Origin of the sequence: Amycolatopsis vancoresmycina, from assembly GCF_000716785.1 — a bacterium.
Lineage (GTDB): Bacteria > Actinomycetota > Actinomycetes > Mycobacteriales > Pseudonocardiaceae > Amycolatopsis > Amycolatopsis vancoresmycina.
Map to the genome: position 1 here is coordinate 379,516 of NZ_JNYY01000016.1, position 24,578 is coordinate 404,093.

Here is a 24,578-nt window from a genome sequence, read left to right on the forward strand (position 1 = left end):
GAACATCGGACCCGAGTCTAGAAGGCCCCCTCCGCCAGGGCGCGCCCAGCTCGGGCCTGGGTGTCCACAGGGTAACCGTGATGTGGACAACCGGGCCCGAGCTGCGGCTTTTCCGGGGTTCTCGTCGGGAGGTGCCGATAGGCTGGACAAGGGCACGCCCCCCAGGGAGGGCGGGGGCTCGCTTCCGGGCCGCTACCAGTTCGCCGGCCACACCACCTGAGCCGCGCCGGTCCCCCGCCGCACCGGTTCCGCCGCCGCCAGCCAGCGGCCGTCGCGCAGCCGCTCCACTCCGGTCGCCGCGCCGATCTCCGCCGGGGCCGTCGAAAAGCCCTGGCCCCTCGCCTTCAGGTCCGCCGTCTCCGGCTGGTCCAGGAACGCCTGCTCCACCTGGGCCGCCGCCGCGTTGCGCTGGGACGCCCTCGGGGCCGCGATCGCGTTCTCCAAGGACAGGCCGCGGTCCAGGCGGCCCAGGATCACCTGCAGCACCGTCGTGATGATCGACGCCCCGCCCGGGGAGCCCGTCGCGAAGAACGGGCGGCCGTGGTCCAGGACGATCGTCGGGGCCATCGACGAACGGGGGCGCTTGCCGGGGCCCGGGAGGTTCGGGTCGGGCACGCCCGGCGTCACCGGCGTGAACGAGAAGTCGGTCAGCTCGTTGTTGAGCAGGAACCCGCGGCCCGGCACGACGATGCCACTGCCACCCTCCTGCTCGATCGTCAGCGTGTACGCCACGACGTTGCCCCACTTGTCCGCCACCGTCAGGTGCGTCGTGTTCTCGCCCTCGTACGGCGTCGGCGCGGCCGTCGCGCCCGCGGCGCACGGGGCCGGGTGGCGGGGGTCGGCCGGGGCCACCGGGCTGGTCGCCGCCTTGTCCTTCGAGATCAGGCACGCGCGGGTGTCGGCGAACCGCTGGGCGAGCAGCTCGCGCGCCGGGACGTCGACGAACGCCGGGTCGCCGATCCAGCGGTTGCGGTCGGCGAAGGCGAACCGGGTCGACTCCAGGAAGTACTGCAGGTAGTCGGCCTTGCTCGCGTGCTTCAGGTCGAAGTTCTCGAGGATGTTCAGCGCCTCGCCGACCGTCAGCCCACCCGACGACGGCGCCGGCATGCCGTAGACGTCGAGGCCCTCGTAGCGCGCGTGGGTCGGGTCGCGCTCGATGGCCCGGTAGGCGGCGATGTCGGCCGCGGTGAGCTTGCCGGGGCGGACGTTCAGCGTCGAGGCTGGGTCGACCGGCGGCTGCTGCACGGTCTTGGCGATGTCCGCGCCGATCGGGCCGCGGTACAGCGCGTCGACGCCGTTGCGCTCGAGCTGCGCGTAGGTCGCGGCCAGGTCGGGGTTCCGGAAGACGGTCCCGGGTGCCGGCGGCGCACCACCCGGCAGGTACAGCGACCGCGTCGACGGGAACGCGGCGAACCGCGCCGCGTTGTTCGCGATCTGGGTCTGGAACGTCTGGTCCACGACGAAGCCGGTGCGCGCGAGGTTCTCGGCCGGCCTCAGCGACTTCGCCAGCGACCGCGTCCCCCACTTGCGCAGGGCCTCGGCCCAGGTCGCGGGGGTGCCGGGCACGCCGACGCTCAGCCCGCTGGTGACCGCGTCGGCGAACGGCAGCGGCTTGCCGTCTTCGACGAAGAGGTTCTCGTCGGCGGTCTTCGGCGCGGTCTCGCGGCCGTCCAGGGTGTGCACGCGGTGGGTTTTGGCGTCGTAGTAGACGAAGAACCCGCCGCCGCCGATCCCGGCGGAGAACGGGTCGGTGACGCCGAGCGCGGCCGCGACCGCAACCGCGGCGTCGACGGCGTTCCCGCCGTCGCGCAGCACCTGGGTGCCGATCGCGGTGGCGTCGGCGTCGATGCTGGCGACGGCACCCCCGAAGCCGACGGCGACCGGCGACTTGGGCGTGGGTGTGGCCGCGGAGGCGGGTCCGCTCGCGACGGTGGTCGCGAGCGCGGCGGCAGCGGCGATGACGAGGATGCGGCGGCATCTGTGCGCGGACATGCGGGCGAGTCTGCCCCTCGCGTCCGGTTGCTTCAAGACGGCAACGGACGCGATTCGCCCGTATTGTCAACTTTTCACACGCTTTAGGGGTTCGAGAAATTAAATCACATGGAGCAGTGACGTTCCGGCTCTAGCTGTAACAGAATCGTGCGGCGCGGCCTGCACACCGCGCACCTGCGAGGGCAACCGGAAGGAACACCGAAGATGACTGCACCAAGACGGACCTGGCGCCGCCTGTTCGGCGCCGCGCTCACGGTCTCGGCCGCGCTGCTGGTCGTGACCGGCGGCAGCGCCGGCGCCGCCCCGGCGCCGGACAACCACGAGATGGGTGCCTCGATCCGCGCCCACGACGGCGTGGCCCCGGCCGGCCTCGCGCCGGCGGCGGTGGACTCGAGCGTCCCCGGCATCGACGTGAGCTCCTACCAGGGCAACGTCAACTGGTCGTCGTACTGGGGCGCGGGCAAGAAGTTCGCCTACGTCAAGGCAACCGAGGGCACCGGCTACCAGAACCCGTACTTCAGCCAGCAGTACACGGGCTCGTACAACGTCGGCATGATCCGCGGCGCCTACCACTACGGCCGCCCGGACACCTCGGGCGGCGCGGCCCAGGCGGACTACTTCGTCGCCCACGGCGGCGGCTGGTCGAAGGACGGCAAGACGCTGCCGGGCACGCTGGACATCGAATGGGGCCCGAACAACGCCTGCTACGGCAAGACGCCGGCGCAGATGGTGGCCTGGATCAAGGCGTTCAGCGACGAGTACCACGCGAAGACGACCCGCTGGCCGGTGATCTACACGGCGACGAGCTGGTGGAGCCAGTGCACCGGCAACACGGGCGACTTCAGCTCGACGAACCCGCTGTGGGTGGCGCGCTATGCGTCGACGGCGGGCACGCTGCCGTACAACTGGGGCTTCTACACGTTCTGGCAGTACAGTTCCTCGCCGATCGACCAGGACACGTTCAGCGCGGACATCACGCGCCTGAAGGTGCTGGCGACGGGTTGAGCCACGCGGGGGCGCGCGTGGCGCGCCCCCGCACCGCCCGGCGACGGCGGCCCTCCGCCGATCCCCGACTTATGCGGGTTCCGCGGGTGCCGCGGCCGGCGGAAGACTCGACCGCGTCGCCCACGACGTGGAGGGAAACCCGTGCGCCTGTCCGCCCTGCTCCCCCTGCTCGCCGCCGTCCCGCTGTTCTCGTTCCCCGGGGTGGCCGTGGCCGCGCCCGGCTGCTTCGACCCGGCCGCCGCGCTGACCGTCGAGGAGCAGCGCCTGACCGCTTCCCTGCCGGCCGGCGGCCCCGCCGTGGGCCCGGAGCTCGTCCGGCTGGCCGGGCTGGACCCGCTCGTCGCCGGGGTGAAACACGCCCTGTGCGCGGCCCGCACCCCGCGGCGCGCCGAACGCGTCGTCACACAGGCCGGCGACCGGCTGTGGCGGACGGCCGTCGAGCGTGCCCAGGGCCGCCGCCCGGACCTGGGCACGCTCGACCGGTTCGACGACCGGCCGCTGTACTGGGCGCGGCTGCAGCTGAGCAGCGCGATCCGGCAGTGGCGGCCGACGTTCGCGCTGCCGGACCGCGGCGCCCTGCTCACGGCGTTCGACCGGGGTGCACGCGGCCTCGACGACGCCCGGTTCCCGCTCGGGCCGGCGCGGCGGGTCATGGTGAGCGGCTTCGACCCGTTCCAGCTCGACGGCACCGGCGTCCGGATTTCCAACCCGGCCGGGGCATCCGCGCTGCAGCTGGACGGCCGGATCCTGAACACGCCATCGGGCCCGGCGGTGGTGCAGGCGGTGAACTTCCCGGTGGTGTGGGGCTACTTCGACGAGGGCATCGTCGAGGCGGCGTACGGCACGGCGTTGCGCGACCGAGCCCGACGGCCGGACGTGATCATGACGATCAGCCAGGGCCGCCCGGGCCGGTTCGACATCGAGCGCTGGGCGGGAGCCTGGCGCGGCGGCTTCCCGGACAACAACAACGCCTCGGTGACGGGCGGCGTCCCCCCGGCGGCGGGCTGGCCGCAGCCGGACGTCCAGTTCATCGAGACGACGTTGCCGTATGCGCGGATGCTCGGGGTGACGGGCGCGTATCCGGTCAACTTCAACCAGGCGTTCTGCGTGTGGCCGGACGCTGCACACCCGGGCGAGGGAACACCGGAGTGCCGATCGGACGCCCCGGCCCCCGGGGAGATCGCGGCTTCGGGCGGCGGCGGGAACTATCTTTCGAATGAATCTATGTATAGAAGCAACCGGCTGCGTCTCGGCCTGGGATTGACGGCCCTGCCGGGCGGCCACCTGCACACGCCGGTGCTGGGCCAGCCGACGGCCCCGGACGCTTTGACGGACACGGATTTCGAAGCGCGGCGACAGGCCATCGCGGCCGAGGTGGTTTCGCTGGTGACGGCGGCCGCCGGGGGTGACCGGACTGCGGTCGCCCCGGTGCGGGTCACGGATTCCCCGCGCGCCGCAATGGAATCCCTGCCGGGCACGGTTCTCCCGCGCTGACGGGTTTACTTTCGATCGGCAGAAAGGGCCGGAACTCACACCACACAAAAGAGCGCCCCATTCGCCGGTAACGGTCCTCTCTGATGACGCGGACGAGGGAAGCCCCCGGAACCGACCTCACCGACGGCGCGAGGCCGGCCGAAACGAGAAACGCACCTCTTCCTCGTCCCCGGCTTGTCGTGAGTGGTAAGGCGAGTTAGAACTCGCCTTACCACTCACGACCGGTGGCGGCGGGGCTGTCGGAGCAGTCTGGTAGAGATCACGGCGTGAGCAGTTCCGAGCCCGCTGCCCTCTGGGACCTCCCGGAGCAGCCGCCTTCGCCGAAGGCGGCGCCCTCGCGCGCCCGGAAACCGGCGAAAGCGCGGACCACCAAGGGCGCACAGTCGCCCGCGCCCGAGCGGCCGGTTGCGCGGGTCGTCGTCGACATCCCGCTGGCCCACCTGGACCGCACCTTCGACTACCTGGTGCCGGAGAAGCTGCACGAGACCGCCGTGCCGGGGTGCCGGGTGCGCGTCCGGTTCGCCGGGCAGCTGGTCGACGGCTACCTGGTCGAACGCGGCGAGACCAGCGACTACGGCAGCAAGCTGGCGTTCCTGGACCGCGTGACGTCGGCCGAGCCGGTGCTGCCGCCGTCGCTGCACGCGGTCTGCCGGGCGGTCGCCGACCGCTACGGCGGCACGCTGTCCGACGTCTTGAGGCTCGCGATCCCGCCGCGGCACGCCAAGGCCGAGGGCGAGCCGCCGCTGCCGCCCGTGGCTGCCCCGGACGCGCCCGACACGACGGCCTGGGCGCGCTACCAGCGCGGTCCGGCGTTCCTGGAGGCCCTCGCCGAGGGGAAGCCCGCGAACGCCGTCTGGCAGGCCCTCCCGGGCGAGGACTGGCCGCGCCGGCTCGCCGAGGCGGCCGGGACCGTGGCGGCGGCCGGGCGGGGCGCCGTGCTGGTGGTGCCGGACCACCGCGACCTGACCCGCGTGCACCAGGCGTGCGCGGCGCTGCTGGGCGAGGACGCCGTGGTGGCGCTGATCGCCGGGCTCGGGCCCGCGGAACGGTACCGGCGCTGGCTGGCGGTGCTGCGCGGCGCGGTCCGCGTGGTCGTCGGGACGCGCGCGGCGATGTTCGCGCCGGTCCACGACCCCGGGCTGTTCGCCGTCTGGGACGACGGCGACGACCTGCACCTCGACCAGCACGCGCCGTACCCGCACGTCCGGGACGTCCTGATGGACCGCGCCCACGCGGCGAAGGCGTCGCTGCTGGTCGGCGGGTTCGCCCGGACGGCCGAAGCGCAGCTGCTCGTCGAGTCCGGCTGGGCCGCGCCGGTCCTGGCCGACCGCGCGACGCTGCGGTCCGCGGCCCCGCGCGTCACGCCGGTCGGCGAGGACTTCGACGTCGCCCGCGACGAGGCCGCCCGGGTCGCGCGCCTGCCGGCGGTGGCGTTCGAGGCGGCCCGGCAGGCGTTCGCGGCCGACCTCCCGGCGCTGGTCCAGGTGCCGCGGCGCGGGTACGTGCCCGGCCTGGCCTGCGGCCACTGCCGGACACCGGCCCACTGCCGCCGCTGCGCGGGCCCGCTGGCCCTGCCGGGCGGCTCCCTCGACGGCCGGCCGAAACCGCCCGCGTGCCGCTGGTGCGGCGTCCCGGAAACGGCGTTCCGCTGCCCGGCGTGCGGCTCGGTCCGGCTGCGCGCGGTGATCGTCGGCGCCAAGCGGACGGCGGAGGAGCTGGGCCGGGCGTTCCCGGGCATCCCGGTCCGCACGTCCGGCGCGGCGGAGGTGCTGGAATCGGTCCCGGGCAAACCGGCCCTGGTGGTGTGCACGCCCGGAGCGGAACCGGTGGCGGAGGGCGGCTACGGCGCGGCGCTGCTGCTGGACGGCTGGGCCCTCCTGGGCCGCCAGGACCTCCGCGCGGCGGAGGAGGCCTTGCGCCGCTGGATGGCAGCAGCGGCTTTGGTGCGGCCCGCCTCGGCGGGCGGCCGCGTGATCGTGGGCGCCGAGGCGGGACTGCCGGTGGTCCAGGCATTGGTCCGCTGGGACCCGGCCTGGCACGCGGGCCAGGAGCTGGCGGAACGCCGCGAGCTGGGCTTCCCCCCGGCCATGCGGATGGCGAGCGTGGAGGGCAGCCCGGACGCGGTGGCGGCGCTGCTCGCGGACCTGCCGTTGCCCGAGTCCGGCGAGGTCCTGGGCCCGGTCCCGATCGGCGAGGTCGACGAAGAGGGCAACGCGGACCGCGAGCGAGCACTGGTCCGGGTGTCGCGCGCCGAAGGCAAGGCGCTGGCGGCCTCGATCCACGCGGCGGCGGCCCGCCGGGACGCGAAGAAGGCCACGGAACCGATCCGCGTCCAGGTGGACCCCCTGGACCTGATCTAGGGGGTGTGCTGCCCCGGCGAGGCGACCAGCCGCTCACGGTGAAGGCCACCTCGAAGAGTTTCGAGGTGGCCTTCACCGGATCGTGCGTCAGGCGCCGGCCGCGGCCTTGAGGGCCTCGGCGCGGGCCGTGCTCTCCCACGGGAGCCCCAGCTCGGGGCGGCCGAAGTGGCCGTACGCCGCCGTCGGGGCGTAGATCGGGCGGAGCAGGTCGAGGTCGCGGATGATCGCCGCCGGCCGGAGGTCGAAGACCTCGGTGATGGCCTGCTGGATCTTCGACGGGTCGACCGTCTCGGTGCCGAACGTCTCGACGAACAGGCCGACCGGGGCCGCCTTGCCGATCGCGTACGCCACCTGGACCTCGGTCCGCTGGGCCAGGCCCGCGGCGACGACGTTCTTCGCCACCCAGCGCATCGCGTACGCGGCGGAGCGGTCGACCTTGGACGGGTCCTTGCCCGAGAACGCGCCACCACCGTGGCGGGCCATGCCGCCGTAGGTGTCGACGATGATCTTGCGGCCGGTCAGGCCCGCGTCGCCCATCGGGCCGCCGATGACGAACCGGCCGGTCGGGTTGACCAGCAGGCGCGCGCTCGACGTGTCGATGCCCAGAGCCTCGATCTCCGGGCCGACGACGTGTTCCTTGACGTCGACGCTGAGCATCCGGTCCAGGTCGATGCCGTCGGCGTGCTGCGAGGACACCACGACCGTGTCGAGGCGGACCGGCTGGTCGCCGGCGTACTCGATGGTCACCTGGGTCTTGCCGTCCGGGCGCAGGTACGGCAGCACGCCGTCCTTGCGGACCGCGGTCAGCCGCTTCGACAGCCGGTGGGCCAGCGCGATCGGCAGCGGCATCAGCTCGGGGGTGTCCGAGCAGGCGTAGCCGAACATCAGGCCCTGGTCGCCGGCACCCTGGCGGTTGATCTCGTCCTCGTCCGACTCGACCCGCGACTCGTACGCGGTGTCGACGCCCTGCGCGATGTCGGGCGACTGCGAGCCGATCGCGACGTTGACGCCGCAGGAGTTGCCGTCGAAACCCTTGGCGGAGGAGTCGTAGCCGATCTTGAGGATGACGTCGCGGACGATCGTCGGGATGTCGGCGTAGGCCTCGGTGGTGACCTCACCGGCCACGTGCACCTGGCCGGTGGTGATCAGGGTCTCGACCGCGACGCGGCTGCGCGGGTCCTTCGACAGCAGGCCGTCGAGGATCGAATCGCTGATGGCGTCGCAAATCTTGTCGGGGTGCCCTTCGGTCACCGACTCCGAGGTGAACAATCTGCTGCTAGACGCGGTCACGGTGGCCGTCACTTCCTCACCTAGTCGTCGGATGCCCGGAAACTTAGGCACCCCTTACCTGTGCAAGCGTACTGACTATCGCTCGGGGGACGGTCAACGCTTCATGAAGCTCACAACAGCGTCCCACACAGTGGACGCCAGTTCAGCCTTCGGCGCGAGAGGTAGGGGTTTTTCCGTGGCATCGGCCCCTAGGAGCCAGCCCGAATTGTCCTCGGTGCCGAACGCCTTGCCGTCCCCCACGGCGTTGACGACCAGCAGATCCGCGCCTTTCCGCTTCAGTTTCGCGCGGGCGTGGTCGAGGACGCTGCCGTGTTCGTCGCCGGTTTCCGCGGCGAATCCCACGACGACCTGCCCGGGCCGCCGGTTCTGCACCAATTCGGCGAGAATGTCGGCATTCCGGTCGAGCGTGATGACCGGGTCCGGCTGGTCGTCGGACTTCTTGATCTTGTGCTCGGCCCGGTTCGCCGGCCGGAAGTCGGCGACGGCGGCGGCCATCACGACGACGTCCGCGGACCGGGACGCCGCGTGCACCGCCTGCCGCAGCTCCTCGGCCGTCGAGACGTGCTCGACCACCGCACCGGCCGGATCCGGCAGCGCGACCGTGTGCGCGGCGACCAGGGTGACGTCGGCGCCGCGCTGGGCGGCGACGCGGGCGAGCGCGTAGCCCTGCTTGCCGGAGGAGCGGTTGCCCAGGTAGCGGACCGGGTCGAGCGGCTCGCGGGTGCCGCCCGCCGAGATGACCACCCGGACGCCTTCGAGGTCGCGCGGGAGGGCGTCGGGGCGGGCCAGCAGCAGCTTCGCCAGGTCGACGATCTCGGCCGGGTTCGCCAGGCGGCCCTTGCCGGTGTCGGCACCGGTCAGCCGGCCGGAGTCCGGCTCGGTGACGACCATGCCGCGCGAGCGCAGCAGGGCTACGTTGTCGCGGGTCGCCGGGTGCTCCCACATCTCCGTGTGCATCGCCGGGAAGAACGCGACCGGGCACCGGGCGGTGAGCAGGGTGTTCGTCAGCAGGTCGTCCGCGAGGCCGTGGGCGGCCTTGGCGAGCAGGTTCGCCGTGGCCGGGACGACCAGGACGAGGTCGGCTTCCTTGCCGACGCGGACGTGCTGGACCTCGGGCACCTCGGTGAACACGCCCGTGTGCACCGGGTGCCCGGAGAGGGCTTCGAAGGTGGCCGCGCCGACGAAGTTCAGCGCGGCTTCGGTGGGGACCACGCGGACGTCGTGACCGGACTCGGTCAGCCCGCGCAGCACCTCACACGCCTTGTAGGCGGCGATGCCGCCGCCCACGCCCAGGACGACGCGGGGTTTACTCACCCTCGGTGTGCTCGAGCAGGCCGCCGTGGATCTCGCGCAGCGCGATCGAGAGCGGCTTCTCGCGCGGGCCCGGCTCGACCAGCGGGCCGACGTACTCCAGCAGACCCTCGCCCAGCTGGGCGTAGTAGTCGTTGATCTGGCGGGCGCGCTTGGCCGAGTAGATCACCAGCGCGTACTTCGAGCTGACCTTCTCGAGCAGGTCGTCGATGGGCGGGTTGGTGATGCCCTCGAGCTCTTCGGTCAGGATGGCCTGGGTGGTCACTCGTGAGGCTCCGAATCTTCGGCAGACTGATCAGTAATCAAGTTTAGCAAGTGCTCAGCGGCCTCTCGCACGTCGGCGTTGACGAGGCGGTGGTCGAACTCCCCCGCCGCCGCCAGCTCGCGCTCCGCCTCGGCCAGCCGGGCCTGCACGGCGGCCTCGTTCTCGGTGCCGCGGCCGGTCAGCCTGCCGACCAGTTCGTCCCACGACGGCGGCATCAGCATCACCAGCCGGGCCTCCGGCATGGCCGCGCGGACCTGGCGGGCGCCCTGCAGTTCGATCTCCAGGACGGCCGGGCGGCCCTCGGCGAGGGCCTTCTCGACCGGCTCGCGCGGGGTGCCGTAGCGGTTGCCCGCGAACTCGGCCCACTCCAGCAGCCTGCCGTCGGCGACCATCGCGTCGAACTCCGCGCGGTCGACGAAGTGGTAGTGCGCCCCGTCGATCTCACCGGGGCGCGCCTGGCGCGTGGTGACCGAGACGCTGAAGTAGATCTCGGGCTCCAGCTTCCGCAGCTCGCCCACCACGCTCGACTTCCCGACCCCCGAAGGCCCCGAGACGACGGTGAGCCGGTGCCGGGAGTCGTCCCCCGTCACCGGCTCACTGCCGCGGTCGGCGCCCCGGCTCACCGGGTAGTCCTGACCGGCGCCGTTCACTCGCCGCTGAACTCGGCCAGCAGCGCCTTGCGCTGCCGGTCGCCGAGGCCGCGAAGGCGACGGCTGGGGGCGATCTCCAGTCGTTCCATGGTCTGCTGCGCGCGGACCTTGCCGACGCCCGGGAGGGCCTCGAGCAGAGCCGAAACCTTCATCTTGCCGAGGACTTCGTTCTCCTCGGCCTGCTTCAGCACGTCGACCAGAGTGGTACCGCCCCGCTTCAGCCGCTCCTTCAGCTCAGCACGGATGCGGCGGGCGGCGGCGGCCTTCTCCAGCGCCGCAGCGCGCTGTTCCTCTGTCAGCTGGGGAAGTGCCACGTTTTCCTCCGGTAGTTCTCAAAACTGGGTGGGTGACGCGACGGTACCCACCCGTGAGCACCGGCCACAATGCGGGGGTGCCTGGTGGGGACCAGTTCCGACCCCTGCTATTGGCCGTTTTCCTGCGGGTCGGCCAGCAGTTCGGCGACCCGTTCGACCGCTTGGCGCAAAGCCCGTTGCTCCGGACCGTGCTTCAGGATGTCCCGGGACGATGCGGGCAGGACGCCGGGGAGGGACGACCCGAAAACCGCTCGCAAATCGGCCACAGTGGCTCCCTGGGCGCCGAAACCGGGTGCCAGCACCGGACCGTTCAGCCGCGAGAGGTCGAGCTCTCCGGGCGGAACGGTGGCCCCGACGACGACACCCACATCGCCGAACGGTTCCGCGCCTGCGTTGAGCGCCGTCGCGGAGTCGACGATCGCCTGCGCGACCGTGCGCCCGTCGGGCAGCTTCGCGTTCTGCACGCCGCCCGCTTCCGGGTTCGAAGTCCGGGCAAGCACGAAGATGCCGCGGCCCGCCGAGGCGGCCGTCGCGGCGCAGGCGTCCAGCGAGCCGAAGCCGAGGTAGGGCGACACGGTGATGGCGTCGGCCGCGATCGCCGCGCCGTCGGCGACGTACGCGGCGGTGTAGGCCGCCATCGTGGAGCCGATGTCGCCGCGCTTGACGTCCAGCAGCACCAGCGCACCGGCGTCCCGGGCGGTTTCGACGACCCGTTCCAGCACCCGGACACCGGCGGCGCCGAAACTTTCGAAGAACGCCGACTGGGGCTTCACGATCGCCGTGTGCGCCGCCAGGACCTCCGTGGCGGACAGCGCGAACCGTTCCAGGCCCGAGACGTCCACCGGGAGCCCCCACGCCTCGATCAGGCCCGGGTGGGGGTCGATCCCGGCGCACAGCGGGCCGCGGGCCGCGACGGCCTTGGCCAGCCGCGCCCCGAACCGCTCTCCCCCGCTCACGACTTCGCCTTCAGCGCCGCCTGCAGCTCCTGCAGCGACCGGACGCCGATGTCCCCGCGGATCAGCGCCTCGATGCCGTGCACGGCCGCCGCGGCGCCCTGGACGGTGGTCACGCACGGGATGTCACGGGACACCGCCGCGGTGCGGATTTCGTAGCCGTCGACGCGCGGACCGCTGTTCCCGTAGGGGGTGTTGATCACCATGTCGACATCGCCGTCGAGGATCACGTCCACGATGTTGGGCTCGGCCTCGGTCGAGCCTTCGTAGTGCTTGCGCACCACCGTGCACGGGATCCCGTTGCGCCGCAGCACTTCCGCGGTGCCGGAGGTGGCGAGGATCTCGAAGCCGAGGTCCGCCAGCCGCTTCACCGGGAACACCAGCGAGCGCTTGTCGCGGTTGGCGACCGAGACGAACACCCGCCCGGACGTCGGCAGCGAGCCGTACGCGCCGCTCTGCGACTTGGCGAACGCCTTGCCGAAGTCGACGTCGACGCCCATCACCTCGCCGGTGGACTTCATCTCCGGGCCGAGCAGCGAGTCGACGCCGTGGCCCTCGGGGGTGCGGAAGCGGTGGAAGGGCAGCACGGCCTCCTTCACCGCGACCGGCGAGTCGGCCGGCAGCTGCCCGCCGTCGCCCTCGGCCGGCAGGACGCCGTTCTCGCGCAGGTCCTTGATCGTCGAGCCGGTCATGACCAGCGCGGCGGCCTTGGCCAGCGGCACCGCCGTCGCCTTGGACACGAACGGCACCGTGCGCGACGCGCGCGGGTTGGCCTCCAGGACGTACAGGACGTCGTCCTTGAGCGCGTACTGGACGTTCAGGAGCCCGCGCACGCCCACTCCGCGGGCGATCGCTTCGGTGGAGCGGCGGACGGCCTGCAGGTCGGTGTGGCCGAGCGTGATCGGCGGCAGCGCGCACGAGGAGTCACCGGAGTGGATGCCGGCCTCCTCTATGTGCTCCATGACACCGCCGAGGTAGAGCTCCTCGCCGTCGAAGAGCGCGTCGACGTCGATTTCGATGGCGTCGTCGAGGAACCGGTCCACGAGCACCGGGTGCTCCGGGGTGACCTCGGTGGCGCGGCGGATGTAGCCGGCCAGGGTCTCCTCGTCGTAGACGATCTCCATGCCGCGGCCGCCGAGCACGTAGGACGGCCGGACGAGCACCGGGTAGCCGATCTCGTCGGCGATCCGCTTGGCGCCCTCGAAGGACGTCGCCGTGCCGTAGCGCGGCGCGGGCAGGCCGGCGTCGGTGAGGACCTCGCCGAACGCGCCGCGGTCCTCGGCCAGGTGAATGGCCTCCGGCGGCGTCCCGACCACCGGGACACCGGCGTCGGCGAGCTTCTTCGCCAGTCCCAGCGGGGTCTGGCCGCCGAGCTGGACGATCACGCCGGCGACCGTGCCGGACGCCTGTTCGGCGTGCACGACCTCGAGGACGTCCTCGAAGGACAGTGGCTCGAAGTACAGCCGGTCGGAGGTGTCGTAGTCGGTGGACACGGTTTCCGGGTTGCAGTTGACCATGACGGCCTCGAAACCCGCCTCCCGCAACGCGATCGCCGCGTGCACGCAGGAGTAGTCGAACTCGATGCCCTGGCCGATCCGGTTCGGGCCGGAGCCGAGGATGAGCACCTTCGGCTTGTCCGACTGAACGGCCACTTCGGACTGAGCTTCGGGGTCGGACTCGTAAGCCGAGTAGTGGTAAGGCGTCTTGGCCGCGAACTCGGCCGCGCAGGTGTCGACGGTCTTGAACACCGGCCGCACGCCGAGGCGGTGGCGCAGCGCGCGGACACCGTCCTCACCGGCCAGTTCCGGCCGCAGGGCGGCGATCTGGCGGTCCGACAGGCCGGTGCGCTTGGCGCGGCGCAACAGGTCGCCGTCGAGTACGGGCGCGTCACGGACTTCGGCGCCCACTTCACCGATGAGGGCGATCTGGTCGATGAACCACGGGTCGATGCCGCTCGCCTCGTGCACCTGCTCGACGGTGGCGCCGAGCCGCAGGGCGCGCTCCACTTCGTACAGCCGGCCTTCGTGCGGCGTGCGCAGGTCGTCCAAAGTGGACTCCAGCGTGGCGCCTTCGGGGTCGGGCAACGTCCAGAAACCGGTCGCCTTGGTCTCGATCGAGCGCATGACCTTGCCGAGCGCTTCGGGGAAGCTGCGGCCGAAGGACATCGCTTCGCCGACGCTCTTCATCGTCGTGGTCAGCGTCGGGTCCGCGCCCGGGAACTTCTCGAAGGCGAACCGCGGCATCTTGACGACGACGTAGTCCAAAGTGGGCTCGAAAGCGGCCGGCGTCTCACCGGTGATGTCGTTCTGGATTTCGTCGAGGGTGTACCCGATGGCGAGCTTCGCGGCGATCTTGGCGATCGGGAAGCCGGTGGCCTTGGACGCCAACGCGGAGCTCCGCGACACGCGCGGGTTCATCTCGATGACGACCATCCGGCCGTCGGCCGGGTTGATCGCGAACTGGATGTTGCAGCCACCGGTGTCGACGCCGACCTCGCGCAGCACGGCGATGCCGACGTCCCGCATCACCTGGTACTCGCGGTCGGTGAGGGTCATGGTGGGCGCGACGGTGACCGAGTCGCCGGTGTGCACGCCCATCGCGTCGATGTTCTCGATCGAGCAGACGACCACGACGTTGTCGTGCTTGTCGCGCATCAGCTCGAGCTCGTACTCCTTCCAGCCGAGCACGCTCTCCTCGATGAGCACCTCGGTGACGGGAGATTCGGCGAGCCCGGTGGAGGCCAGGCGTTCGAGGTCCTCGGGCGTGTGCGCCATGCCGGACCCGAGCCCGCCCATGGTGAAGGACGGCCGGATGACGACCGGCAGGCCGAGCTCCTCGACGGTCGCGCGGACCTCGTCCATGTCGTGGCAGACGCGCGAGCGCGGGACCTCGGCACCGATGGTGCGCACGATGTCCTTGAACTTCTGCCGGTCCTCACCACGCTGGATGGCGTCGATGTCGGCACCGATCAGCTCGACGCCGTACTTGTCGAGCACACCGCGCTCGTGCAGCGCGACGGCGCAGTTGAGCGCGGTCTGGCCGCCGAGAGTCGCCAGCAGCGCGTCGGGGCGCTCTTCGGCGATGACCTTCTCGACGAAGTCCGGCGTGACCGGCTCGATGTAGGTGGCGTCGGCGAACTCGGGGTCGGTCATGATGGTGGCCGGGTTCGAGTTCACCAGGGAGACGCGCAGGCCTTCGCTGCGCAGCACCCGGCAGGCCTGGGTGCCGGAGTAGTCGAACTCCGCGGCCTGCCCGATCACGATCGGCCCGGAGCCGATCACCAGCACGTGCTGGATGTCCGTCCTCTTCGGCATCAGGCCTTCTTCTCCATGAGCGAAACGAATTCGTCGAACAGGGGGGCCGCGTCGTGCGGGCCGGCCGCGGCTTCGGGGTGGTACTGGACCGAGAACGCCGGGACGTCCAGCGCCCGCACGCCCTCCACCGTGTCGTCGTTGGGGCAGTAGTGGCTGATCTGCGCCGCCCCGAACGGGGACTCGAAACGCTGCCCGGGCTCGCCTTCCAACGCGAACCCGTGGTTCTGGGCCGTGATCGCCACCGACTTCGTCGCCACGTCGATCACCGGGATGTTGATGCCGCGGTGGCCGTAGCGCATCTTGTACGTCCCCAGGCCGAGCGCGCGGCCGAGGACCTGGTTGCCGAAGCAGATGCCGAACAGCGGGATCTCGCGGCCCAGCACCTGCTTGGTCAGCTCGGTCGCGTGCGTCGTGGTGGCCGGGTCGCCCGGGCCGTTCGACAGGAACACGCCGTCCGGCTCAAGAGCCAGCAGGTCGTCCAAGGTGGACGTCGAGGGCAGCACGTGCACCTCGATGCCGCGCTTGACCATCTGGCGCGGGGTGTTGGACTTGATGCCCAGGTCCAGCGCGGCCACGCGGAAACGCGGCGAGCCGGAAGGCGAGACCACGTACGGCTGGGGCGTCGACACCTGGCCGGCCAGGTCCGCGCCCTCCATCTTCGGGCTGTCCAGCACCGAAGCGACCATGTCGTCGACCGTGCCCAGCGCGTCGCCGGAGAACACCCCGGCCCGCATCGCGCCGCGCTCGCGCAGGTAGCGCGTCAGCGAGCGGGTGTCGACCTCGGCGATGCCGACGATCCCCTGGCGCACCAGCTCCTCGTCCAGCGAGCGCTTGGAACGCCAGTTGGACGGCGTCCGCGCGGGGTCGCGCACCACGTAACCGTTGACCCAGATCTTCGAGGACTCGTCGTCCTCGTCGTTCCAGCCGGTGTTGCCGATCTGCGGCGCCGTCTGCACCACGATCTGCCCGTGGTAGGACGGGTCGGTCAGCGTCTCCTGGTAGCCGGTCATGCCGGTGCAGAACACCGCTTCGCCGAGGGTTCGCCCCTGCGCGCCGTAGGCAGCGCCGCGGAACACCCGGCCATCTTCGAGTACCAGTGCGGCCTGAGCGCGCGCGTTCACTGGGCACCTCCCTTGATCTTGAGCTGTTCGATCCACTGTGGATAGTCGTCGAGGTCGTCGCCGCGGAAGCCGGTGTCGAGTTCGGCGTCACCGAGCTTCCAGGTGACGACGAGCAGCGCGTCCGTGCCCATCACCTTCCCGGCGATCTTCGTGTCGCGCCGGACGCCGGTGACGGCGTCCCGCGGGATCCAGAAGTCGGGCGCTCCGCCGCGTTCGACCGCGATACCCCCGCCGTGCAGCCGCCAGACCGCGCCGGTGCGCAGGCCCGCGCCGCGGGTGACGATCCGGTTCTGCCACTCCCCCGCGATCGTCGTGGCGAGGTAGACGCCGGTGGACTCCAGCAGGACGGCACCCGGGTCCGCGGGGATCGCGGGAAACGGCGGCACCTGGGCGCTCTGCGAGCGGGACTTGCGCCGCCAGCCGACGTACATGCCCCAAAGGCAGAGCAGGAAGAAGGCGACGATCGCCAGTACGAGCCAGAAGCGCTCCATCAGCCGATCTTCCCGTCCCGCGCGGTGATCCGCCCGCGCAGCAGCGTCGCGGTCACCACGCCGGGCAGCCGCATTCCCTCGTACGGGGTGTTGGCCGCGATGCTGGCCAGCTCCGCGCCCCGGACGGTCCACTCGGCGTCCGGGTCCACCAGGGTCAGGTTCGCCGGCTCGCCGACCTCGATCGGACGGCCCTGGTCGGCCAGGTTGCCGATCTCCGCGGGCCGCTCGCTCAGGACGCGGGCGACGCCGCGCCAGTCGAGCAGTCCGGTCCGGACCATGGTTTCGGCCACGATGGACAGTGCGGTCTGCAGCCCGAGCATGCCGGGCCGGGCTGCGCTCCACTCGGTGTCCTTGTCCTGGACCGCGTGCGGCGCGTGGTCGGTGGCGACGCAGTCGATCGTCCCGTCCGCCAGGGCTGCACGCAGCTTCTCGGCGTCGGATTCCGTGCGCAGCGGCGGGTTCACCTTGTTCACCGGGTCGTAGGTGGCCAGGCGCTCGTCGGTGAGCAGCAGGTGGTGCGGGGTGACCTCGGCCGACACCTTCGTGCCGCGGTCCTTCGCCCAGCGCAGCACGTCCGCGGTGCCCGAGGTCGAGACGTGGCAGACGTGCAGCCGCGCGTTCGCGTGCAGGGCGAGCAGGCAGTCGCGGGCCACGATGGACTCTTCCGCCGCCGCGGGCCAGCCGGTGTAGCCGAGCCGGGCCGCGCGCTCGCCCTCGTGGGCCTGGGCACCGACGGTCAGCCGCGGCTCCTCGGCGTGCTGCGCGATGACGACGTCGAGCGCGGTCGAGTACTCCAGCGCCCGGCGCATCAGCAGCGGGTCGGCGACGCAGAGGCCGTCGTCGGAGAACACCTTCACCCGGGCCTGGGAGTTCGCCATCGTGCCCAGCTCGGCGAGCTTCTCGCCCTTGAGGCCGACGGTGACCGCGCCGACCGGGTGGACGTCGACCAGTCCGACCTCCTGCCCGCGCCGCCAGACGTGGTCGACGATCACGGCGTTGTCGGCGACCGGGTCGGTGTTGGCCATGGCGAACACCGCGGTGTAGCCGCCGAGCGCCGCCGCGGCCGAGCCGGTGTCGATCGTCTCGGTGTCCTCGCGGCCGGGTTCGCGCAGGTGGGTGTGCAGGTCGACGAAGCCCGGCAGCAGGACCTGGCCGTTCGCCTCGATGACTTCGGCGTCTTCGGGTGCTTGGACGGTGCCGATCGCGGTGATCACCCCGTCCTCGACCAGGACGTCGACCGGGTCGCCCTCGCCGTACGGGCGGGCCCCCTTGATCACGGTGCTCACGCGGCGGCTCCTTCGCTGGCCAGGAGGTGGTAGAGGACCGCCATGCGCACGTGGACGCCGTTGCGGACCTGTTCGGTGATGGCCGAGGCCGGGGAGTCGGCGACCGCGCTCGCGATCTCCATCCCGCGCAGCATCGGGCCGGGGTGCAGCACGACCGCGTGGTCCGGCAGCAGCTTCTGCCGCCGTTCCGAGAGGCCGTAAGCGATCGAGTACTCGCGAGCGCTCGGGAAGAACCCGCCGTGCATGCGTTCGGCCTGCACGCGCAGCATCATCACCGCGTCGACCGCGGGCAGCTCGGCGTCCAGGTCGTGCGAAACGGTCACCGGAAGGCTCTCGACGCCGTAGGGCAGCAGCGTCGGCGGCGCGACCAGCACCACCTCCGCGCCGAGGCCCGAGAGCAGGTGGATGTTCGAGCGGGCGACCCGGCTGTGCAGGACGTCCCCGACGATGGCGATCCGGCGGTCCTTCAGCGACCCGAGGCGCTCCCGCAGCGTGGCCGCGTCGAGCAGGGCCTGCGTCGGGTGCTCGTGGGTGCCGTCGCCGGCGTTGACCACCGACGTGCCGGGCTCGGCCAGCCACTCCGAGAGCCGCTGGGCGGCGCCGCTGGCGGGGTGCCGGACGATCACGCAGTCGGCGCCCGCGGCGGCCAGCGTCAACGCGGTATCACGCAGGGATTCGCCCTTGTTGACCGAGGAGCTGGAGGCGGAGACGTTGATCACGTCCGCGCTCATCCACTTCCCGGCGATCTCGAACGACACCCGGGTGCGGGTCGAGTTTTCGTAGAACAGGGTGATCACCGTGCGGCCGCGCAGCGTCGGCAGCTTCTTGACCTCGCGGCCGAGCAGCGTGTGCTTGAGCTCGTCGGCGGTGTCGAGCACGGCCGTGGCCAGCGCCGGGTCCAGGCCGTCGGTGGCGAGCAGGTGCTTCACGAGTCCTCTCCAGCAGCAGTGTCGGCCGAACGCAGCAGGACGGCGTCGCGGCCGTCGATTTCGGCCAGCAGGACCGACACGCCCTCGGAGCGGGCGGTCGGCACGTTCTTGCCCACGTAGTCGGCGCGGATCGGCAGCTCCCGGTGACCGCGGTCGACCAGGACGGCCAGCTGCACCGCGCGCGGGCGGCCGTGATCACGCAGGGCATCGAGCGCGGCCCGGATGGTCCGGCCGGAGAAGAGGACGTCGTCGACCAGGATCACGACGCGGTCGTCGATGCCGTCGGTGGGCAGCTGCGTCTGTTCGAGCGCGCGCGGCGGGCGGCGGCGGAGGTCGTCCCGGTAGAGGGTGACGTCGAGGGCGCCGGTGGGCGGGCGGACCCCGGAGAACTCGCCGATCTTGTCGGCGAGGCGGACGGCGAGCGGCGTGCCCCGGGACGGGATGCCGAGCAACACGGGCGGGGTAGTGCTCTCCGCACCGTTCGCGGTCTTTTCGATGACCTGATGGGCCATTCGGGCGATCGTGCGCGCGACATCGCCGGCCGTCAGGAGCTCGCGCTCCCCGGCCGAACCAGCCGCGTCACGCGGGCGTGACGACAAACCGGACTCCTTCCCCGCCTCACCGGACGGGTCCTTAAAGGACGTCTGTTCCCCTGCTGGTCGGGGCTTTCCCACCGACAGTAGCAGGCACTTTGCTCAGTCTTCCGGGTGGTGTGAGGTGATTCGCGACAAGCTCGCGCTTGACCTGGTGACAACAATGCGTAACCATTACTCTGAGTATTCGACTCAGCGAGTCCCCCGGCCCGGTCACCTCGACCGGGAGGGGGTGAAGAACGGAGAACGACCAGATGGGCGATTACGCCAAGGCGCTCGGGGCCAAGCTCCGCGGGATCCGCCAGCAGCAGGGCCTGTCCCTGCACGGGGTCGAGCAGAAGTCCGGTGGGCGCTGGAAGGCCGTCGTCGTCGGCTCGTACGAGCGTGGCGACCGCGCCGTCACCGTGCAGAAGCTGGCCGAGCTGGCCGACTTCTACGGTGTGCCGGTGGTCGAGCTGCTGCCCGAGGGCCGGGTCCCCTCCGGTGCCGAGCCCGCCACCAAGATCGTGATCAACCTCGAGCGCCTGCAGCAGCTGCCCGCCGAAAAGGTGGGCCCGCTGGCCCGCTACGCGGCCACCATCCAGAGCCAGCGCGGCGACTACAACGGCAAGGTGCTCTCGATCCGCACCGAGGACCTGCGGTCCCTGGCGATCATCTACGACATGACCCCGGGCGAGCTGACCGAGCAGCTCATCGACTGGGGTGTGCTCCCGCCGGAGGCGCGTCCTTCCAAGGAGGACTGATCGCGGGTGCGCGAAACCGACGCAGTGAGCGTTCCCGGTGGGGCACCGGAGACGCTCACTGACTTCGTCGGGGGGCTCGCGACACTCAGAGAACGGCGCGGAGGCGGTCGGCGATCGTGCCGATCCGGCCCAGCACGCCGTTGACGAACCGCGGCGAATCGTCCGTGGACAGTTCCTTCGCGAGGCCCACGGCCTCGTCGATCGCGACCGGGTCCGGCACGTCCTCGGCCCAGAGCAGCTCGTAGACCCCGACCCGCAGCACCGCGAGGTCGACCTTCGGCATCCGCTCCAGGGTCCAGCCCTGCGCGTGCTCGGCCAGCAGCTCGTCGATCCGGGCCTTCCGGCCGGTGACGCCCTCGACCAGGCTGATCGTGTAGTCCGCGATCGGGTCGACGTCGGTCGCGCCGACCCGGTCGGCCAGCAGCGTCACCGCGTCGGTGTCGCGCTGCGCGGCCTCGTACAGCATTTCCACCGCGCGGCGGCGCGCCTGCCTGCGGCTGATCGCGCCGCCGCGGTTCGGGTGGGGTTTCGACGTCGGCATCAGCTGGAGACGCGGCCCAGGTAACGGCCGTCGCGGGTGTCGACCTTGATCTTCTCGCCGGTGGACAGGAACAGCGGGACCTGGATCTCCGCGCCGGTCTCCAGCGTCGCCGGCTTGGTGCCGCCGGTGGAGCGGTCGCCCTGCAGGCCCGGGTCGGTGTGCTGGACCAGCAGCTCGACCGACGTCGGCAGCTCGACGTACAGCGGCTCGTTCTCGTGCACCGCGACCTGGACCTCGGTGTTCTCGAGCATGTAGTTGGCGTTGTCGCCGACGACCTCGGCCGGCACGGTGATCTGGTCGTAGGTGTCACCGTCCATGAACACGAAGTCCTGGCCCTCCTTGTAGAGGTAGGTCATGTTCCGGCGGTCCACCGTGGCCGTGTCGACCTTCGTGCCCGCGTTGAACGTCTTGTCGACCACCTTGCCGGTGAGCACGTGCTTGAGCGTGGTGCGCACGAAGGCGCCACCCTTGCCCGGCTTGACGTGCTGGAACGCGGTGACGGTCCAGAGCTGGCCGTCCAGGTTGAGGACGAGCCCGTTCTTCAGGTCGTTGGTCGTGGCCACGAGCTTGCAGTCTCCTGTGTCGATCTTCCGGTGTTCGGGGCCGCCGTCAGACGACCACGAGGTTCTTGGTGCTCAGGGTGAGGAGTTCGGGCTCCCCAGCCCGCACGACGAGCGTGTCCTCGATGCGCACGCCACCGCGCCCCGCGAGGTACACGCCGGGCTCGACGGTGACCGCCATACCGGCGGCCAGTGTACCGACGCCCGTCGCGGCGAAGCTGGGCGCCTCGTGGATCTGCAGGCCGACGCCGTGCCCGAGACCGTGCGCGAAGTGCTCGCCGTGGCCCGCGTCCTCGATCACGTCCCGCGCGGCGGCGTCCACATGGGACACATCGGCGCCCGGCACGACCGCGTCGACGCCCGCCGCCTGGGCCGCGTGGACGAGGTCGTAGACCTCCCGCTGCCAGTCCGCGGGCTCGCCGAGGACGAACGTGCGGGTCATGTCGGAGTGGTAGCCGTCGACGGTGGCGCCGAAGTCCAGCTTCACGAAGTCACCGCGCTTGAGCTCGGCGTGCGTCGGCTGGTGGTGCGGGATGGCGGAGTGCGCGCCGGCGGCGATGATGGAGGCGAAACTGGGCGCGGACGAGCCGTGCTCCAGCATCCGGTTCTCCAGGTCACGGGCGATTTCCAGCTCGGTCCGCCCGGGCCGCAGCCCCCCGGCGGCGAGCAGGTCGTCCAGTGCCCGGTCGGCGGCGGCGCACGCCTGGCGCAGGGCCTCGATCTCGGCCTCGTCCTTGACCTCGCGCAGCTGCTCGACCAGGCCGGGGGTGCGTTCGAGGGGCACCTGCTGCTTCAGGGCTTCGTAGGTCTCGACGCTGACGTGCTGGCTTTCGAAGCCGACCCGCCCGTAGGTCTTGGTGTCTTTCGCGGCGCGGGCCACGAGCGCGGCGGCGCTGGCCCGGTCGACGACGGTGTCGAGGTCGGGCACCTCGGCGGCGGCCTGGGTGGTGTAGCGGCCGTCGGTGCAGAAGAGCGTCTTGGCGTCGCCGTCGGCGTGGAGCAGAACGGCGGCGTTCGAGCCGGTGAAGCCGGTGAGGTAGCGGATGTTGAGCAGATCGGTGACCAGCAGCGCCTCGACACCGGCTCCGGTCAGGAGCCCGCGCAGCGCCGTACGACGTCGTCCATGAGTTTCAGGCACGGGTTCACCCTAGTTCCCCGGGGGCCGGGTGACTGGCCAGTAGGCCGCCTACACTCCGCAGGATGAGCGCCTGGGTGATTCGCGGACTGGGGATGGCGGTGCTGCACGGCGCGGCCATCACGTTGCTGGCCAAGTACGCGGTCTACCACCCGACGGACCAGACGCTGGTGGTCTCGCTGGCCTTGGCGGTCCTGGTCGGGGCGGCGGCGCTGTGGAGCGCGCTGGACGCGTGGCGCGGCCTCCCGGACCGCGGCCGGGTGTGGTTCATCGCGGCGCTGGTGGCGGGCCCGGTGGCGGGGATCCTGTACGTGATCGGCCGGGCGGTGTTCGTGGACCAGACGGGCGTGTCGGAGCTGGGCGGAGCGCTGACGGGCGGAGCGGCGTTCTCGGCGTTGCTGGTCCTGATCCCGGCCGGGCTGGGGTTGTTCGTCGGCGGGCGGATCGGGCGGTCGCCCAAGTCCGGCGAGGAGCCGCGAGCCTAGTTCGCGCCTTGGTTCTCTGCCGCGGCTGGTCGTGAGTGGTAAGGCGCGTTCTAACTCGCCTTACCACTCACGAGGCCGGGCGCTCAGCCGACCAGGGAGGCGCCCTTCGGGTAGGCGTCCCACTGGGCGCTGCTGACCGGGCGGGCCGTCGAGGCGTTGTTGCCCACGATGCCGCCGTCGGGGACCCGCCAGCGCTTCCGGTCGTCCAGCACGAACGCGAAGCCGCGGTCCGGCGCCTCCACCGCCTCCGCGCCCGGGCGCAGGCTGGCCGTCACCGGGAGCGTCGCCAGTGCCGCGGGTGCCTTCTCCAGGACTTCGCCGGCCAGGGCCACCGCCACCGTGCGCCGGTCCACCCGCACGCGCGCGCCCGCCCGGACCAGGTCCATCGTGCGCTCCGGCGAGGGGGCCGTCACGCCGTCGAACGTCGCGGCCACCCGGCCGGGGTTCGCGCAGGCCTGGCTGCCCAGCAGGTCCAGCCCGAAGTGCCGCAGGTCGCTCGGCGCGTTCGCGCCGCCGAGGGTGGTCGCGCGCACGACGTCGAACGGCACCCGGTCGCACGGGTCGGCCGACGACAGCGGCGCGTGCCCGTCCGCGCGGCGCACCAGCCCCGGCCCCTCCTGCCACGGCCCGGGGATCACCACCGGCTGGAACGGGTGCTCGGTGAAGTCCGCCGTCCAGAAGGTGAGCGTCGTGCCGCCGTCGGTCTCGTGCGCGACGACGAACGCGGCGAGCGCGCCCACCCACATCAGGTCGGCGCTGAAGCCGTCGACGATCGACCGCGCCCGCGGCCCGGACGTCGACGCGACCGGCACGAACCCGCCGACGTCCAGGGCCTGCACCCCGGAGCCGAACGCCGGGTCGCGCGAGCGGAGCAGGAACTGCCCGGCGCCGTTGGCGCCCGCGGCGCGGCCGGTGGTGTCGGTGAACATCAGGTAGAACCAGCCGTCGAGGTAGACGACGGAGGGCTGCCCGGCCCCGTAGACGTTCGCGCGGTGCACGTCGTGCGACGGCCCGAGGATCGGCCGCCCGCCCGCGGCCCGCGTCCAGTGGACGCCGTCGGGGCTGGTGGCGAGCCCGATCGCGTTGCCGAGCGCGTGGTCCCCGGCGGCGCCGGTGTAGTACAGGTAGTACGTCGAGCCGACGCGCAGGACGGACGGGTCGCAGGTGTGCATGCCGTCGAACTGCCCGGGCGCACCCGAGAAGACGGCCGCGGGAATGCCGCCGCCGGGTCCGGCGAACGGGCCGTCCATCGACTGCGCCTGGGCGTAGAGGATGTCGTCGCCGGCGGGCCCGGCGCCGCCGTACTGGCTGCACCACCACATCCGGGTCTGCCCGCGGTCGAGCATGACGGAGGGACCGTAGTTGTAGACGGCATCCGCCCCACCGGCGGCGATCACGCCACCACTCTGCCGGGGGTCACCCGAAGCGAGCTTGACATCGGTGGGCCGCGGCGCGGCGGTCTTCCCGCCGGCGATGGCAGGCTGCTCCCCCGCCGCTTGGGGCTGGGCGTAACCCTGGGTGCAGCCCGCGAGCAGCAGCCCCGCCAGCACGCTGGCGAACAAGGCACGAGCGGGTCGCCGACCCCCACGACGAAACGGGCACACGGCACCGGAGTGTAGCGAGAGCCCACCCGTCCGGGCGGCGGCGCTCCCGCTCGGGTGTCATCCGATCCAGACAGCCCGGCTCGGGCAGCCACCCCGGCTCGAACGTCGCGAATGACTCATTCGGGACGTCCGAGGTCGCGAA

22 protein-coding genes are annotated in these 24,578 nt (G+C 71.8%); 5 read left to right on the top strand and 17 right to left on the bottom strand.

Going from position 1 to position 24,578, the window contains the following annotated elements:
* Nucleotides 1-192 precede the first annotated feature (192 nt).
* Entirely contained in the window at nucleotides 193-1,992 is a 1,800-nt protein-coding gene (ggt, locus tag OO60_RS33475) for a gamma-glutamyltransferase (RefSeq protein WP_004561791.1), read from the bottom strand.
* A 204-nt stretch (nucleotides 1,993-2,196) separates the two neighbouring features.
* Between ggt and OO60_RS33480 the strand changes: the two genes are divergently transcribed.
* The 3 genes from OO60_RS33480 (at nucleotide 2,197) to OO60_RS33490 (ending at nucleotide 6,851) form a co-directional block, all read left to right on the top strand.
* On the top strand, nucleotides 2,197-2,997 hold the full coding sequence (locus OO60_RS33480) for a lysozyme (protein ID WP_004561792.1): 801 nt from the start codon (nucleotides 2,197-2,199) through the stop codon (nucleotides 2,995-2,997).
* Between the two features lie 141 nt (nucleotides 2,998-3,138).
* On the top strand, nucleotides 3,139-4,491 hold the full coding sequence (locus OO60_RS33485) for a pyroglutamyl-peptidase I (RefSeq protein WP_033262819.1): 1,353 nt from the start codon (nucleotides 3,139-3,141) through the stop codon (nucleotides 4,489-4,491).
* Between the two features lie 266 nt (nucleotides 4,492-4,757).
* Nucleotides 4,758-6,851, top strand: a complete 2,094-nt coding sequence (locus OO60_RS33490; RefSeq protein WP_033262820.1) for a primosomal protein N' — start codon at nucleotides 4,758-4,760, stop codon at nucleotides 6,849-6,851.
* Nucleotides 6,852-6,938: 87 nt separating this feature from the next.
* Here OO60_RS33490 and metK read toward each other — a convergent pair whose 3' ends face one another.
* The 12 genes from metK to pyrR form a co-directional block, all read right to left on the bottom strand.
* A complete protein-coding gene (gene metK / locus OO60_RS33495; protein ID WP_003096402.1) occupies nucleotides 6,939-8,141 on the bottom strand; it encodes a methionine adenosyltransferase in 1,203 nt (400 codons plus the stop codon).
* A gap of 93 nt (nucleotides 8,142-8,234) precedes the next feature.
* Nucleotides 8,235-9,455 (bottom strand): bifunctional phosphopantothenoylcysteine decarboxylase/phosphopantothenate--cysteine ligase CoaBC, encoded by a 1,221-nt coding sequence (gene coaBC / locus OO60_RS33500; protein ID WP_003096401.1) that lies wholly within the window; start codon nucleotides 9,453-9,455, stop codon nucleotides 8,235-8,237.
* Nucleotides 9,448-9,717, bottom strand: a complete 270-nt coding sequence (gene rpoZ / locus OO60_RS33505; protein ID WP_003096400.1) for a DNA-directed RNA polymerase subunit omega — start codon at nucleotides 9,715-9,717, stop codon at nucleotides 9,448-9,450. Before rpoZ ends, coaBC begins: the two co-directional genes overlap by 8 nt.
* The gene (gene gmk, locus OO60_RS33510) at nucleotides 9,714-10,367 is read right to left on the bottom strand and encodes a guanylate kinase (protein WP_003096399.1); all 654 of its coding nucleotides are present in this window, start codon (nucleotides 10,365-10,367) and stop codon (nucleotides 9,714-9,716) included. Before gmk ends, rpoZ begins: the two co-directional genes overlap by 4 nt.
* The gene (gene mihF, locus OO60_RS33515) at nucleotides 10,364-10,681 is read right to left on the bottom strand and encodes an integration host factor, actinobacterial type (protein ID WP_003096398.1); all 318 of its coding nucleotides are present in this window, start codon (nucleotides 10,679-10,681) and stop codon (nucleotides 10,364-10,366) included. Before mihF ends, gmk begins: the two co-directional genes overlap by 4 nt.
* A gap of 107 nt (nucleotides 10,682-10,788) precedes the next feature.
* Complete coding sequence (gene pyrF / locus OO60_RS33520; RefSeq protein WP_003096394.1) at nucleotides 10,789-11,637, bottom strand: orotidine-5'-phosphate decarboxylase; 849 nt, start codon at nucleotides 11,635-11,637, stop codon at nucleotides 10,789-10,791.
* Entirely contained in the window at nucleotides 11,634-14,948 is a 3,315-nt protein-coding gene (gene carB, locus OO60_RS33525) for a carbamoyl-phosphate synthase large subunit (RefSeq protein WP_003096391.1), read from the bottom strand. The genes pyrF and carB overlap by 4 nt, the downstream gene beginning before the upstream one ends.
* On the bottom strand, nucleotides 14,948-16,069 hold the full coding sequence (gene carA, locus OO60_RS33530) for a glutamine-hydrolyzing carbamoyl-phosphate synthase small subunit (RefSeq protein WP_033262822.1): 1,122 nt from the start codon (nucleotides 16,067-16,069) through the stop codon (nucleotides 14,948-14,950). The genes carB and carA overlap by 1 nt, the downstream gene beginning before the upstream one ends.
* Nucleotides 16,066-16,560: a PH-like domain-containing protein gene (locus tag OO60_RS33535; protein ID WP_003096383.1), complete on the bottom strand. Its 495-nt coding sequence runs from the start codon at nucleotides 16,558-16,560 to the stop codon at nucleotides 16,066-16,068. The genes carA and OO60_RS33535 overlap by 4 nt, the downstream gene beginning before the upstream one ends.
* Nucleotides 16,560-17,846: a dihydroorotase gene (locus OO60_RS33540; RefSeq protein WP_003096382.1), complete on the bottom strand. Its 1,287-nt coding sequence runs from the start codon at nucleotides 17,844-17,846 to the stop codon at nucleotides 16,560-16,562. The genes OO60_RS33535 and OO60_RS33540 overlap by 1 nt, the downstream gene beginning before the upstream one ends.
* Entirely contained in the window at nucleotides 17,843-18,775 is a 933-nt protein-coding gene (locus OO60_RS33545) for an aspartate carbamoyltransferase catalytic subunit (RefSeq protein ID WP_003096379.1), read from the bottom strand. Before OO60_RS33545 ends, OO60_RS33540 begins: the two co-directional genes overlap by 4 nt.
* Nucleotides 18,772-19,374 carry a bifunctional pyr operon transcriptional regulator/uracil phosphoribosyltransferase PyrR gene (gene pyrR / locus OO60_RS33550; protein ID WP_003096375.1) on the bottom strand — a complete coding sequence of 201 codons (603 nt, stop codon included), beginning with the start codon at nucleotides 19,372-19,374 and terminating at the stop codon, nucleotides 18,772-18,774. The genes OO60_RS33545 and pyrR overlap by 4 nt, the downstream gene beginning before the upstream one ends.
* 248 nt (nucleotides 19,375-19,622) lie before the next feature.
* Between pyrR and bldD the strand changes: the two genes are divergently transcribed.
* The gene (bldD, locus tag OO60_RS33555; RefSeq protein WP_003096372.1) at nucleotides 19,623-20,111 is read left to right on the top strand and encodes a transcriptional regulator BldD; all 489 of its coding nucleotides are present in this window, start codon (nucleotides 19,623-19,625) and stop codon (nucleotides 20,109-20,111) included.
* Between the two features lie 85 nt (nucleotides 20,112-20,196).
* Here the strand turns inward: bldD and nusB are convergent, their stop codons facing one another.
* From nusB to OO60_RS33570, 3 genes are read right to left on the bottom strand one after another with little or no spacing between them, the layout of a single operon-like run.
* Nucleotides 20,197-20,652 (bottom strand): transcription antitermination factor NusB, encoded by a 456-nt coding sequence (nusB, locus tag OO60_RS33560; protein WP_003096361.1) that lies wholly within the window; start codon nucleotides 20,650-20,652, stop codon nucleotides 20,197-20,199.
* Complete coding sequence (efp, locus tag OO60_RS33565; protein WP_003096358.1) at nucleotides 20,652-21,215, bottom strand: elongation factor P; 564 nt, start codon at nucleotides 21,213-21,215, stop codon at nucleotides 20,652-20,654. Before efp ends, nusB begins: the two co-directional genes overlap by 1 nt.
* 46 nt (nucleotides 21,216-21,261) lie before the next feature.
* Nucleotides 21,262-22,350 (bottom strand): M24 family metallopeptidase, encoded by a 1,089-nt coding sequence (locus tag OO60_RS33570; RefSeq protein ID WP_003096355.1) that lies wholly within the window; start codon nucleotides 22,348-22,350, stop codon nucleotides 21,262-21,264.
* Nucleotides 22,351-22,442: 92 nt separating this feature from the next.
* On the opposite strand from OO60_RS33570, the gene OO60_RS33575 reads away from it, so the two are divergent.
* Nucleotides 22,443-22,832, top strand: a complete 390-nt coding sequence (locus OO60_RS33575; protein WP_003096351.1) for a B-4DMT family transporter — start codon at nucleotides 22,443-22,445, stop codon at nucleotides 22,830-22,832.
* An 83-nt stretch (nucleotides 22,833-22,915) separates the two neighbouring features.
* On the opposite strand, the gene OO60_RS33580 is transcribed toward OO60_RS33575, so the two are convergent.
* Nucleotides 22,916-24,394, bottom strand: coding sequence for a glycoside hydrolase family protein (locus tag OO60_RS33580; protein ID WP_003096349.1), 1,479 nt, complete (start codon nucleotides 24,392-24,394; stop codon nucleotides 22,916-22,918).
* Nucleotides 24,395-24,578: the final 184 nt, after the last annotated feature.